The organism is Paenibacillus xylanexedens (assembly GCF_017874615.1).
GTDB classification, from domain to species: Bacteria; Bacillota; Bacilli; order Paenibacillales; family Paenibacillaceae; genus Paenibacillus; species Paenibacillus xylanexedens.
This window is the reverse complement of the sequence record NZ_JAGIKV010000002.1, coordinates 130,022-143,352: the sequence shown is the minus strand read 5'-3', so window position 1 is coordinate 143,352 and position 13,331 is coordinate 130,022. Positions and strand designations below refer to the sequence as shown.

10 protein-coding genes are annotated in these 13,331 nt (G+C 46.2%); 7 read left to right on the top strand and 3 right to left on the bottom strand.

The window, feature by feature from the left end:
* Nucleotides 1-5: 5 nt before the first annotated feature.
* From J2Z28_RS02930 to J2Z28_RS02920, 3 genes are all read left to right on the top strand, one after another.
* The gene (locus J2Z28_RS02930) at nt 6-1,601 is read left to right on the top strand and encodes a type 2 periplasmic-binding domain-containing protein (RefSeq protein WP_211081125.1); all 1,596 of its coding nucleotides are present in this window, start codon (nt 6-8) and stop codon (nt 1,599-1,601) included.
* 98 nt (nt 1,602-1,699) lie between these two features.
* The gene (gene bglX / locus J2Z28_RS02925) at nt 1,700-3,865 is read left to right on the top strand and encodes a beta-glucosidase BglX (RefSeq protein WP_211081124.1); all 2,166 of its coding nucleotides are present in this window, start codon (nt 1,700-1,702) and stop codon (nt 3,863-3,865) included.
* Nucleotides 3,866-3,942: 77 nt separating this feature from the next.
* Nucleotides 3,943-4,959, top strand: coding sequence for a LacI family DNA-binding transcriptional regulator (locus tag J2Z28_RS02920; protein ID WP_211081123.1), 1,017 nt, complete (start codon nt 3,943-3,945; stop codon nt 4,957-4,959).
* Nucleotides 4,960-5,257: 298 nt separating this feature from the next.
* Here the strand turns inward: J2Z28_RS02920 and J2Z28_RS02915 are convergent, their stop codons facing one another.
* Nucleotides 5,258-6,322, bottom strand: coding sequence for a phosphodiester glycosidase family protein (locus tag J2Z28_RS02915; protein WP_211081122.1), 1,065 nt, complete (start codon nt 6,320-6,322; stop codon nt 5,258-5,260).
* Nucleotides 6,319-6,729, bottom strand: a complete 411-nt coding sequence (locus J2Z28_RS02910) for a uroporphyrinogen-III C-methyltransferase (protein ID WP_211081121.1) — start codon at nt 6,727-6,729, stop codon at nt 6,319-6,321. Before J2Z28_RS02910 ends, J2Z28_RS02915 begins: the two co-directional genes overlap by 4 nt.
* A 439-nt stretch (nt 6,730-7,168) precedes the next feature.
* On the opposite strand from J2Z28_RS02910, the gene J2Z28_RS02905 reads away from it, so the two are divergent.
* From J2Z28_RS02905 to J2Z28_RS02895, 3 genes are all read left to right on the top strand, one after another.
* Nucleotides 7,169-7,825 (top strand): response regulator transcription factor, encoded by a 657-nt coding sequence (locus J2Z28_RS02905; protein WP_211081120.1) that lies wholly within the window; start codon nt 7,169-7,171, stop codon nt 7,823-7,825.
* Between the two features lie 136 nt (nt 7,826-7,961).
* Nucleotides 7,962-9,185, top strand: coding sequence for an aminotransferase-like domain-containing protein (locus tag J2Z28_RS02900; RefSeq protein WP_100529490.1), 1,224 nt, complete (start codon nt 7,962-7,964; stop codon nt 9,183-9,185).
* A 191-nt stretch (nt 9,186-9,376) separates the two neighbouring features.
* Nucleotides 9,377-10,003 carry an FMN-dependent NADH-azoreductase gene (locus J2Z28_RS02895; protein ID WP_211081119.1) on the top strand — a complete coding sequence of 209 codons (627 nt, stop codon included), beginning with the start codon at nt 9,377-9,379 and terminating at the stop codon, nt 10,001-10,003.
* Between the two features lie 52 nt (nt 10,004-10,055).
* Here J2Z28_RS02895 and J2Z28_RS02890 read toward each other — a convergent pair whose 3' ends face one another.
* On the bottom strand, nt 10,056-10,961 hold the full coding sequence (locus tag J2Z28_RS02890; RefSeq protein ID WP_211081118.1) for a DUF2161 domain-containing phosphodiesterase: 906 nt from the start codon (nt 10,959-10,961) through the stop codon (nt 10,056-10,058).
* Between the two features lie 361 nt (nt 10,962-11,322).
* Between J2Z28_RS02890 and J2Z28_RS02885 the strand changes: the two genes are divergently transcribed.
* The gene (locus J2Z28_RS02885) at nt 11,323-13,218 is read left to right on the top strand and encodes a PrkA family serine protein kinase (RefSeq protein ID WP_211081117.1); all 1,896 of its coding nucleotides are present in this window, start codon (nt 11,323-11,325) and stop codon (nt 13,216-13,218) included.
* The last annotated feature ends 113 nt before the right edge of the window (nt 13,219-13,331 follow it).

Sequence of the window (13,331 nt, the reverse complement as noted above, 5' to 3'; positions counted from 1 at the left end):
AAAACATGAAAACGAACAAAAAGTTGTCAGTAAGAGCTCTCTTTGCCATCACGCTTAGTGTAGTTATGCTGATGGTGACCGCTTGTTCCAGTCAAGGAGCTTCAGGTGGTAACGAAAAAGATGCAGAGGGAAATTACAAAGACAACCTGACCATCTCTGTAGCTAACCTGACAGAAATCAAAAACGGGAACCTGGATAATGACTTCCACAAGTTCTGGACAGACAAATTTAATTTAACATGGGACTACAACTATATCGATTGGGATTCATGGGGCGAGAAGCTTCGTCTGTGGATCAACTCTGGCGACTTGCCGGATGTAGCGGTATGGAACTACGTACATGGCGATGCCATTAACAGCATTGAACAAGGTTTGTTCTACAAATTCCCGGATGACTGGAAAGAACGCTGGCCTAACGTGGCAGCAGCTTACAATTTGACGGGTCTTGGAGACAAGTTGGAAGAATTGACAGGTGGAACATATGTCCTGCCTAGACCAATCTACTTCGAGAACAAACCGGCTGACCCACTGACGAACCAAATTGGTGTCATTGCGCTTCGTAAAGACTGGGCTGAAGCAGTTGGTTTTGAACTGAAAGATGCTTATACAACAACCGAATTGAATGAATATGCTGCGCTAGTGAAAGAAAAAGATCCAGGCAAAGTGGGTAACAAACTTGTACCTCTGTCCTACAATGCGGCAGATGCCATGACAAACATGATTATGCCAAACAGTGTGCATGCCATGACTGATTCTCCGTTCTACAAAGGTGAAGATGGCCAATTCCACTGGGGACCAGCAGATCCTGAAACGCTGACAGGACTTAAATTGATGCAAAAAGCCTATAAAGACGGACTGCTCAATCCTGAGTTCTACACATGGAAAAACAATGAAGGTCAAAACAACTTCAAAGTAACAGGTACAGCTGCTGTAACAAGTCTGGGCGGACTGGCTTCCTACAGACAAGGTCTGGATTCCGATATGAAAAAAAATCTGGGTGTAGATAGTGATGAACTGGTACACACAGCAATCGTAGTAGGCGATGACGGTAAATACCGTAACATGGAACAAGCCAACTTCTGGTCTGCATTGATCTTCAATCCGGAGATTAGTGACGAGAAATTCGAACGGATCATGGATCTGATCGATTACTCTGCAACAAAAGAAGGACAGTTGCTCATCAACATGGGCTTTGAAGGAAAAGATTGGAAATATGATGAAAACAACGAACTCGTTAGCTTGTTGCCAGAAGGAACGGTATTGGAAGATAAATATCCAGCACGTTTCGAAGGTCTGTATCTGCTTGGTGACGACTTCAGTGTTGTAAACCCTGCAATCAAAAAAGATTACCGTGATAGAGCCGTGAAATTGTTCGAAGAAAAAGCAAAACTCGGTACAGAAGGTAAATCCCTTGCAACATACGATTGGGATGTCAACCTGTACGATTCCAAAGCTAAGAGTCAGGCTTCATTCGACTACCAGAATGAATATGCCAACTTGATCCTCAAAAACGGAGATCTAGAGGCAAACTGGAAAGAATGGGTAAACAGTAAAATGTCCCTGGTTCAACCTTATCTGGATGAGCTAAACGATAAATTCTAGTAATCATTCAGTAATTAATTTTGAACCCGGTGCGCGGTCTCTCCCCGAACGCAGCCGGGTTCTTTATTTCAACAACTTATAGTGGAGGATACGATCAGATGAATAACGAGCAGTTGCTAGATCTGGTAAAACAGATGACGTTGGAGGAAAAAACAGCTCAGCTTCTTCAGTTGACTGCCAACTTTTATGAAGGAACAAATGTGGAAGGTCAGATCACAGGGCCGATGGAAGAGATGGGAATTATGGAGCAGTCCGTGGATGCCAGTGGGTCCATTCTAGGGTTGTCCGGTGCGCAGGCCATCATTGATGTACAGCAAGCTTATATGAAAAAAAGCCGTTTGGGCATTCCGCTTTTGTTCATGGCTGACGTAGTTCATGGATTCAAAACTATTTTCCCGATTCCACTGGCGATCGGTTGTTCATGGGACACGGAACTGGCTGAGAAAAGTGCTGAAATTGCAGCACGTGAATCAGCTGTATCCGGTTTGCATGTTACCTTTGCACCTATGGTGGATCTGGTTCGTGACCCGCGCTGGGGCCGTGTGATGGAAACAACAGGAGAAGATCCTTATCTGAACAGTTTGTTCGCGGCTGCGTTTGTACGTGGATATCAGGGCGATAGCTTGAAGGATGAGCCAGATCGTCTTGCAGCATGTGTTAAACACTTCGCGGCTTATGGAGCGGCTGAGGGTGGTCGGGATTACAATACGGTGGACATGTCTGAGCGTAACCTGCGTGAGTATTATTTGCCAGCGTACAAAGCAGCATTGGATGCGGGCGTGGAGATGGTCATGACTTCGTTCAATACGGTTGACGGTATTCCGGCAAGTGGCAATGAGAAGTTAATGCGCGGCATTTTGCGTGACGAGTGGGGTTTTGATGGTGTATTAATCTCGGATTGGGCTTCCATTCGCGAAATGATTGCGCATGGCGCTGCGGAAGATGATCGTGAAGCGGCATATCGTGCCATTCGCGCAGGAGTAGATATGGAGATGATGACACCTTGTTATGTGCATCATTTGCCTGAACTGATTGAGAGTGGTGAAGTGGATGAGAAGCTCATTGATGAAGCCGTTCTGCGAATTCTGCAACTGAAAGAAAAGCTGGGATTGTTCGATAACCCACTTCGTGCAGCTGATCCTGAACGTGAACGTGAGATTGTATTCTCCAAAGAGCACCGTCAGGTATCGTATGAACTGGCAACGAAATCAGCTGTCCTGTTGAAGAATGATGACAGTGTGCTTCCACTTCAACCTGACGCTAATGTAGCCCTCATTGGTCCTTTTGCACAGAGTCCTGATATTCTGGGCTGGTGGTCCTGTGAAGGAGTTAAGGAAGATGCAGTTAAGTTGGGAACAGCTCTGCAAGAACGCCTGACGGGTGGGAAAGTTCAATTCGCTCAAGGCAGTAATGTTCATACGATTACAGCTGAGCAGATTGCCGAAGCCCTGGAAGTGGCAAGCAAAGCAGATCTGATTGTCCTTGCTCTTGGTGAAGACTCCGAGATGAGTGGTGAAGGTGGATCACGCACGGATATTCGTCTGCCAGCAGCCCAATTGGAATTGGTTAAACAGCTCAAAGCAGCGGGAAAACCGATTGCCAGTGTTATTTTCAACGGCCGTCCATTGGATCTGCATGGTGTAATCGATGAATCGGATGCTGTTCTTGAAGCCTGGTTCCCAGGTAGTGAAGGCGGAGCAGCGATCGCAGATGTTCTGACAGGTGTAGTGAATCCATCTGCACGTCTGACGATGTCTTTCCCGCAGTCCGTAGGTCAGATTCCGGTCTATTACAACCATTTCAATACAGGTCGTCCACTGAACCCGGAGAAGACGGAAGAACGTTATGTCTCCAAATACATTGACAGCCCGAATGAACCTTTGCTTCCGTTCGGTTATGGTCTCTCATACACTTCGTTCTCTTATGGTGATCTTGAAGTGTCAAGTAACGAGATGACTGCCGAAGATTCCCTGAGCATCCAAGTACGTGTAACGAACACGGGTGAGCGCGCAGGCGTGGAGACCGTTCAGTTGTACGTTCGTGATGTAACAGGTGAAGTCGTTCGTCCTATGCGTGAGCTGAAAGGATATGTGAAGCTTGCACTGGCGCCAGGCGAGAGTGGTACAGCCACGTTTACGTTAAATGAAGAACAGCTTCGTTATCACCATTCCGACTTAAGCCACCGCAGTGATCGAGGCGAGTTCCATATTCTTGTGGGTGCAAACAGTCGCGATACTCAGAAGAAATCATTCAGACTTGTTTAATCCGGTGAATGGAAAGAGTAATGTGTCAGGCCTTTTGTTATGGAAGGCCTGATGAACATAACAGGGGAGCGAAGAATGTGGTCAGTATCAAGGATATCGCCAAACAGGCGGGAGTTTCCATCTCTACTGTGTCATATGCGCTGAATGGCAGCAACAAAGTGACCGATGAGACGAGTTCCAAAATTTTGGCCATTGCCAAAGAACTGAACTATGTTCCAAATGCCGCAGCAAGAACACTGAAGAAGAGGGAATCCAAAATTCTAGGTGTATTCTTGACCGATTTTAGAGGAGATGTGTATGGAGACTTGCTGAGTGGCATGAAAGCCGTATGTAATGCTCAAGGCTATGACCTGATCGTGTGCAGTGGTAAACAATCCCATCGCATGCTTCCAGAGAGGATGATTGATGGTGCGATCATTCTGGATCATACGTTTGCAAGTGAAGAACTAATGCAGTATGCCGATCGTGGGCACAAAATCGTTGTATTGGACCGTGAGATGGATCATCCCAACATTAATCAGGTTCTGCTGGATAATAAGGCCGGGGCGACACTTGCGATGGAACATCTGATTGAACAGGGACATAAGAAAATCTACGTGGTGACAGGACCGGAAGGTTCGTTTGACTCTGTGCAGCGGTTAAAGGCTGTGAGACAGGTTGCGGAACGTGAAGCCGATGTGGAATGGATTGAGATCACGGGAGATTTTGAGAAGAGTGGTGGAGAACAAGCCGCAGATCAGATTGTGCAGGTGTATGATGGACCCGCAGCGGTATTCTGCCTCAATGATGAGATGGCTATTGGTTTGTGTGATCGTCTGGCAGACAGTGCACTTGGCGTTGGTCAGGAGATTGATGTCATCGGATTCGACAATATTGAATTGAGCAAATACGTCCAGCCGAGATTGGCAAGCATTGATTATTCCAAACGCAAGTGGGGATCGCTCGCTGCTGAACAATTGATCAAAATTATTGCTGGAGAACCCGTCGATCATGAACGAATTTATGTGACATTAGTTGAGGGTGGGTCGGTGATTGGGCCTATTTCGTCTGATTCGGTTATATCTATGCGGAATGACCGGGCGGTTAGCTATTGATTCCGAATACAGCAAGAGACAAGGCTTAGAAGAATCGAATCATTCTTTTAAGCCTTGTCTCTTGCTATTTCGAGGATGAAGCAATAGAAAAAGCCTCTCCGGAGAGAGGCTTGGCCTTTACAAGCCTTTTGTTTTGTCATTGTTGTAGGATGAAGTGAGAATGCCTGTAATGAAGAGAGTCAATACGATTGCAATAATCCAGAATGTCAGTGAAAATGACATGCCCTTCGCACCTCCTGCACAAGCTCATTTTCTTCTATTATAACCATTATAGGTAGAAAAGAAATGCTTCACCCTATTATTTGTAAAATAAAAAGTGTGTGGGAACCGGTCTGAGGCTGCCATCTGAAGGGTTATTCACAACCCGATTATTCAGAATAAGCGAGGATGATCCACCGCCATCCAGATTATAGGCGTCAATCACCCCAAGCTTGTACAACCGCCCTTGCAACTCTTCAAGGGTAGCACCGGAACTTCCGCCCTCATTATATCCGTCAACTACAATAATCAATAACTGATCATCCTTATAATTGCCAATGACTGTACGTGGTGCTCGTTTGGGTGATACCTTCCACTTGGCAGGAATTGTGGTTTTACGCCCATTCTGTAGCAGCACCGGTACAAACGTAGCCCCAAATTGTGGTTGCAGGCGATCCAGTGAGTTTTTGTCGAGGAACTTGCCTCCAACCAGTTTGCCGGTATCGTTAAGTCCTACAAAAAACAAATCTTTGAAACTGGCCTGGAAACCATTCACGTACTTCCCGTCCATGACGGTTGTGCTAAGTGGATAACGTTTGCCGCCACTGTCAGCAAATCCACCTGCGTTAATCCCGGCAATTGCACCGTTACGCTTCACAGCCTGCATGGTCGTCTCAGAACGCCCAGGTTCACTGTCTAGAGCCATTTGCATGGCCGTAGGGTCTTTTAGCTTGATCTTCATGGCATAGCCCTTATAGCTGCCAGGATTCACTCTGTACATTTCAATCGTTAGCCGGTCACTGTCTACTCGTTCAAATGGAACGCCAAGCTTGGATGAAATCCGTTTGTTGTAAATCTTTTCCGGACGATCCGCCTGGGCGGAAGCCTTCTGCACAAGTGTAGACATCGTACTTGTTGTTTTATTATAGAGCTGTGTCGTTCTTTTAATAGAAGAAGAAGTCTGGATAGCAGCATCTTTTGCCCCCGCAAGCTCTTGGCTAATTGCTTGGGTCCGGGGTGTAATCGTATCCTCTGACAGTTCGGTAGGCATCAAACCTCCGGGTTCAAGTGGAGGACGAAGCAGCAGCAGGCATAATATCAATCCAACAAAAGGAGCGAGTGCAAGCATAAAAAAACGATTAACCTGTTTGACGGGTGTAATCATTTGAGCAGGTCCATCTTTTTCTGGAGTGTCTCCAGTTGTTTTTTGACTTCGCTCAGCTGGGTATACAGTTTGTTGCTGTTATCCGTTTTGTTACTTGCATTATCCTTGGTGAAAGTCAGCAATTCATTGAAGGATTGAACCTGTCCCTGCAGGTCTTCTACTTCCTTTGATATCGTTGTTAGCTGATTTTCGTAGTCGGTTTTTAGCGCTGCAATCTGCTGCTGATTATGGGCTTGAAGCTGGTTAATCATCTGTTGCTGGAGATGGTTACTATAATAGTAGGTTCCAACGACTCCTAGTGCAATGAGAACAATCCACATTACCAGAAACAGCTTGATTGAAGATCCAGCCTTGCCTTTGGCGCTCCGGGTGTGATGGATGTCAGAGGACGGGGCAGATGGTTTCATATCATCACTCCTGGTCATTTATAGGTACAAAAAAATTTCCAGTCCTCATTCTATCATGCCCCTATTGATTACGCAAAAATGAAATTCTTTACTTAATAGAGTAAAAAGAGATTGCATCGGAAGGAAGTCCTAGGATACAATTTCTTATAGATGCAATAAGTAGGAACTTTGGGCAGGTTTTTCGACTTTTTTAGATAGAAATGCAGGAAATTTATACTATATTTTGACCTTTCCGGGGATGGAAAGATGGACGTCATGGTGTTTTTATAACAAAATACAGTGAAAATAGAGCTTTTTAATCGGCTTCCTCCTGTATTTTTATGTTTTTCGACATAATCCGACCTATGCTTCTTCTATACTCGGATTGTCGCATAGACGATGAAATCATCATGACAGAATTTAAAAGTTATTTGTCCAATACATAACAGGGGGAACAACAATGAAAAAAGTATGGCAGGTGGTCATCATAGATATCCACCCCACCAGCATGCTCGGTACAAAATTGATTTTGGAAGAGCAGCCAGATCTGACGGTACGTGGCATGACTTCGACCGGAACAGAAGGGCTCGATCTGGTGAATATTCACCAGCCTGATCTGATTCTGATGGATTATCGTCTTCCAGAGGGTCAGGCAGATCAATATATTGCCCAAATGAAGAATCTGTCAGCTCACAGTCACATCATCATTTTGACGGATGAAGACAATGTGAAGCTGTTTCGTCATCTGATGAGCCTTGGTGCAAGCGGCATGTTATCCAAACAGGCTTCCCCTAGCCAGCTGATTCATCTGATCTCTGGATTACGTGAGGGCCATGTGTCCATTCCATTGTCATGGTTAAACAGTGCGGAGTGGGCGCAACCTGTGGAGTCTCCGACAGAAGCACGTGTCATTGAATTAACAGAAACCGAAACTTTTATCATGGAAAGAATTGTTCAGGGTGTAACCTATGATAAAATAGCGAATGAGATCAACGTTAGCAGACGTTCCATTGATAATTACCTGCGTAAAATATACGTGAAGCTGGAAGTAAGCAGTAGAGCACAGGCCATTGAACGTTATGCCTTGCATGCAAGACAAGTGAAGACGGGATCCTGACGAAACAGGTTTGTTATTCCCATGATCACAACAGTTCTGTATGCATCCGGTCATATTCGATGGCGAGCAGGAATAGGTTGTAGGGCTGCGGACTGCGAGTACAGTTTCGGAATAGGGATGAAAGGGGAACGGATCGATGAAATATTTCTTTGCTTCCCGTACCAACAGGCTTTTGTCATCACCACTGAGGGATATACGTGAGATGTCTGGCAGGGATTATTTCATTTCTCTGGCAGAAGAATTGCCTGCGGAGGAGTTGTTTCCTTTCAAATTGTTGGAAGAAGCAGCCGTGTCTGTCTTTAGTTCAGGCCCCTCCGCATTGCAATATGGAGAGCCAGCAGGCTACACCCCCCTAAGAGAGTGGTTGAACAAAGACTGGAATGCACGCAAAGGCATACGAACGGTACCCGAGCAGATTCTGTTGACCACTGGTACCCAGCAGGCCATCGATCTGGTGATGCGCCTATTGCTTGAGCCAGGAGATTCTGTACTGGTTGAACATCCCACATCTCCAGGCTGTCTTGAGGTTCTGGAGATGCAAGGAGCCAAGATTGTGCCCGTAATGGGTGATCGGGACGGCATATTGCCAGACCTTTTGGAGCATCACATGCAGCAGGTTAGACCGAAGCTGCTTTTTGCTGCACCCAGTTTCTCGAATCCGACCGGTGCTTTGTGGAGTATGGAGCGGCGGGAGGCTGTCCTTGAGTTGTGTTCGCGCTATGGTGTACTGCTTGTGGAAGATGATTCTTACGGAGAGCTCCATTTTGATGGCCTTGAGCCAACGGAATTCTATCGTAAATATCCTTCACTCTTTGCACTGGATACTGCCGATCAGGGTGGACATGTTCTCTACATTGGTTCGTTCAGCAAAACGGTAGCGCCCGCTCTTCGAACCGGATGGGCCGCTGGACATCCGGCGCTGATTCAGGCAATGGCCTCGGTTAAACGAATTGCAGATGGTCAGTCCAGTCCGATGAATCAGCGGCTGTTATATCAATTGCTTGCCCATTCCCCTTTTCGTTGGAGTGATCACCTATCGATGTTGAATCGGGAGTATAAGACAAGACTCAAACTGATGCTTGAACTGTTGAAAAGACCTGGCTGGAAAGGGTGTCAGTACAATATCCCTGAGGGCGGAATGTATCTGTGGGTACAGTTGCCGGAAGGATTGGATAGTGGCGCTCTGCTTAAGGCGGCTTTGCCCAAAGGTGTATCTTTTCTTCCTGGATCACTATGCTCCACAGGTGTACAGGATCAACGTTACATCCGATTGAACTTTAGCCACCCAGGCCGGGATGAATTGCTGCTTGGCATGAACCTGATCACTGAAGCCATTTCCGAATTTACGGCTCGTAGCTAAGTCAGATCAAAAATAGATTTTGTAGCAAAAATTAAAATTGGTTCATGACCAAAGTGATTACGTTATTGCATCCACTAACATTTTTATATATAATATGAATTAATGAGTTGTTGGTTTCTTTATATAAGCTACAATGGTGGCCGGTTCAGGAAAAGCACTCATATATTTTATCTAACGGGGGAAAATTCAACATGTCTAATATTTTATTTGTTAAAGCAAATGACCGTCCTGCAGATCAAGCAGTCAGCGTCAAATTGTACGATGCATTCTTGAGCGCATATAAAGAGTCCCACCCAGGTGACACTGTTACTGAGTTGGATCTCTACAATACAGAATTCCCATTCTATGGTAACACTGCAATCACAGGTACTTACAAAGCAGCTAACGGTTTTGAACTGACAGCTGACGAGCAAAAAGCAGCTTCACTTGCAGCTCAATTGCAAGATCAATTCTTGGCAGCTGACAAAGTGGTATTTGCATTCCCACTGTGGAACTTCACTGTTCCAGCTCCATTGGTAAACTACATTGCTTACCTGAGCCAAGCTGGTAAAACATTCAACTACACTGCTGAAGGTCCTGTAGGACTTGCTGGCGACAAAAAAGTAGCTTTGCTTAACGCACGTGGTGGCGTTTATTCCGAAGGCCCAATGGCAGCTGCTGAAATGTCCCTGAACTTCCTGAAAACAGTTCTCGGCTTGTGGGGCATTCAAAACCCTGAAGTGGTTATCGTTGAAGGACATAACGCTTCAGCAGATCGTGCTGAAGAAATCGTTACTGCAGGTCTGAAATTGGCTTCCGAAGTAGCAGTAAAGTTCTAATAGCAATCTTCTATATAGAACACATCAAAACACCTGTAGTCTCCAGTGGAGATTACAGGTGTTTTTTTGCATTCTCATTTTTTTTCACATCCGTTACTTCAGATGATTCCGGTTCAGATATGGCCTGTTTTTTCAAGTAAAACTCCGCTGCTTCAGCGATGTGTGCAAGGTCGTCCTTATTTTCACCAGATACAGAATACGTTACATCGAGTTCATTAATGGTTCGTTCAATCATATCATTATCCTCAAGCATGTGCGCATGCTCGGTTAACGCCTGTACTCCCTTAATCGTCAGAATATACTTTCCACGGGAGAGGCGTTCAAACCAGCCATAATAATTTTTTTGCAGAATCGCCGCGGCAGAACCTACACCCGTCTGTCTGGCGAGGGTGGCGGGAGAGGCTTCTCCGTTCGTTCGCAGTGCGGATGCGACCCGTAAGGCCTTCTCACGATATGCCGTGACCAGCTGTCTGCGTGTACTGCCTCCCGTATTGTAGTCTCCGCTGCGTTCGTCGAATTCCTTAAGCAAGCGTTTCTGTCGAACACCGCTTTTGCGAGCCATCTGATTGCGGCCAGTGAGGGGGATCTGGGCGGAGGGCTCGCACAATACATCAATCAGGGGAGGTTTGGTTTTGTAAAATGTGACAGTCAGCAACCCCAGACCGAGCTGTCTACATAATGCAGTCAGTTCGCTCCAGCGTTGGTTCACGGCTCCACGTTTGCTGCGATTGCGCTCAACGGCCAAATACACGAACGGGCTAAGCTTCAAGCGCTGCATACCCTGTAACAACAGGGAGAGGTTAAATGTTTTTTTCATCTCCACAATCAGTGGTTCGTCTTGGTCCGATCTGACCCCTACGAGGTCACAATGTCTGACTTCCGCCTTGACGTCGAAGCCACGCTGCTCGAAGAAAGCCTTCACAGGCGAATATAATTCGGTTTCGTATTTCACTGCCATCGTCCGTGCTCCTTTCCAGAAGTGGCCTGTCTCTGACCATGTGTTGTCCGGTTTCCTGAATTTAGAACCTTCATTATATCATATTCGTTCTTTTTTTTCTGAAGGCACAAGATGTCTGATAGAACAGGGGAATGCCAAAATTCGAAGCAGTTGATTGAAAAAAAGAGGTCAACTTATCCGAATTGCCGCATAGGTATGTAATACACTTTTCACAACAAAACAAGACGTTTGGACAGAGGGTGGCGGGACTACACAGGACCGCAAGATTGGTATTCAAGCAGGAGCCGCAATTCTATTGATTTCTTCATACCATTCGGAATGGTTGACAATCACACTAAAGGAGCCATGGGAGGTACCAAGCATGAATATTTTTGAACGCGTTGCGGAACATCGGGCAGAGAGTGACCGTTTGACATGGAACGGAACATTTGAAGATTATATTGCAATGCTGAGAGAGGACCCGACTCCGGCAATGACGGCTCACGCCAGAGTGTATGAGATGATTGAATCGTTTGGCGTGGAAGAAGTAGGTGGGCATAAGCGGTACAAGTTTTTTGAACAGGAGATCTTTGGGCTGGACCGTTCGATTGAGAAGCTGGTTGAAGAATACTTTCACTCGGCAGCACGCCGTCTGGATGTACGGAAGCGGATTTTGCTCCTGATGGGTCCCGTAAGTGGAGGGAAATCGACGCTGGTGACGCTGCTGAAGCGGGGGCTTGAACAGTTCTCGCGGACAGAGAAAGGTGCCATATACGCCATTGATGGATGCCCAATGCATGAGGAACCGCTACATCTGATTCCACTGGAGCTTCGTCCTGAAGTGGAAAAGGAAATTGGAGTCCGCATTGAGGGTAACCTTTGCCCATCCTGCCAGATGAGACTCCGTACCGAATATGGTGGTGATATCAGCAAGGTGCCGGTGGAACGGGTCCTTGTTTCCGAAGATAATCGGGTGGGGATAGGAACTTTCAGTCCATCTGATCCGAAATCACAGGACATTGCCGATCTGACGGGGAGTATCGACTTCTCCACCATTACCGAGTTCGGTTCCGAATCCGATCCACGTGCCTATCGTTTTGATGGGGAGTTGAACAAGGCGAACCGTGGGTTAATGGAGTTCCAGGAGATGTTGAAATGTGATGAGAAATTCCTGTGGAATCTCCTGTCGCTCACACAGGAAGGAAATTTCAAAGCAGGACGTTTTGCCTTAATCAGTGCGGATGAGATGATTGTGGCGCATACGAATGAATCGGAGTATAAGTCGTTTATCTCCAACAAGAAGAATGAGGCACTGCAATCCCGGATGATTGTCATGCCGATTCCTTACAATCTGAAGGTGTCCGAGGAAGAGAAAATCTATGCCAAGCTGATTCAGCAAAGTGACATGAAGCATGTTCATATTGCACCGCATGCACTGCGGACTGCAGCCATTTTTTCCATACTTACCCGCTTGAAGGAAACGAAGAAACAAGGCATGGATCTCGTTAAAAAGATGCGCATGTATGACGGTGAAGAAGTGGAAGGATACAAAGAAGCCGATCTGCGCGAGATGCAAAATGAGTATTTGGATGAAGGGATGTCCGGCATTGATCCACGGTATGTCATTAACCGGATCTCCAGTGCTTTGATCAAGCAAAATCTTGAGTGCATTAACGCGCTGGACATTCTGCGCGCCATCAAGGATGGTCTGGACCAGCATGCCTCGATCACGAAGGAAGAGCGGGAGCGTTATCTAAACTTTATCGCTCTTGCACGCAAGGAGTATGATGAACTGGCCAAGAAGGAAGTGCAGAAAGCATTTGTGTACTCATTCGAGGAATCCGCAAGAACGTTATTCGAGAATTACCTTGATAACATTGAAGCATTTTGCAACTGGTCCAAGATTCGTGACCCACTCACGGATGAAGAGATGGACCCGGATGAGCGTCTGATGCGATCCATTGAGGAACAGATCGGGATCTCCGAGAATGCAAAGAAAGCGTTCAGAGAAGAGATTCTGATCCGAATCTCGGCATACTCCCGCAAGGAGCGCAAGTTCGAATACAGCAGCCATGACCGTTTGCGTGAAGCGATTGAGAAGAAGTTGTTCACCGATCTGAAAGACATCGTCAAGATCACAACCTCAACCAAAACACCGGATGCAACACAATTGAAACGTATGAATGAAGTCATTAGACGCTTAATTGAGGAACATGGATACACCGCAGCCAGCGCGAATGAACTGTTACGTTATGTGGGTAGTCTGCTTAATCGCTAATCGGCAACGAACCATTCCGGATCAGGCTTCTGATGTCTGCTGTGAGGCTCCTTCACAGCAGAGTCAGGGCCTTTTTAATTACATGAAGGTCATATTAATCTAAAAAGCTGACA

Bases quoted from the DNA above. Each gene is read 5' to 3' on its own strand.
- J2Z28_RS02915 (WP_211081122.1), bottom strand. From the start codon at position 6,322: ATGATTACACCCGTCAAACAGGTTAATCGTTTTTTTATGCTTGCACTC.
- J2Z28_RS02885 (WP_211081117.1), top strand. From the start codon at position 11,323: ATGAATATTTTTGAACGCGTTGCGGAACATCGGGCAGAGAGTGACCGT.
- J2Z28_RS02905 (WP_211081120.1), top strand. From the start codon at position 7,169: ATGAAAAAAGTATGGCAGGTGGTCATCATAGATATCCACCCCACCAGC.
- J2Z28_RS02910 (WP_211081121.1), bottom strand. From the start codon at position 6,729: ATGAAACCATCTGCCCCGTCCTCTGACATCCATCACACCCGGAGCGCC.
- bglX (WP_211081124.1), top strand. From the start codon at position 1,700: ATGAATAACGAGCAGTTGCTAGATCTGGTAAAACAGATGACGTTGGAG.
- J2Z28_RS02895 (WP_211081119.1), top strand. From the start codon at position 9,377: ATGTCTAATATTTTATTTGTTAAAGCAAATGACCGTCCTGCAGATCAA.
- J2Z28_RS02900 (WP_100529490.1), top strand. From the start codon at position 7,962: ATGAAATATTTCTTTGCTTCCCGTACCAACAGGCTTTTGTCATCACCA.
- J2Z28_RS02930 (WP_211081125.1), top strand. From the start codon at position 6: ATGAAAACGAACAAAAAGTTGTCAGTAAGAGCTCTCTTTGCCATCACG.
- J2Z28_RS02890 (WP_211081118.1), bottom strand. From the start codon at position 10,961: ATGGCAGTGAAATACGAAACCGAATTATATTCGCCTGTGAAGGCTTTC.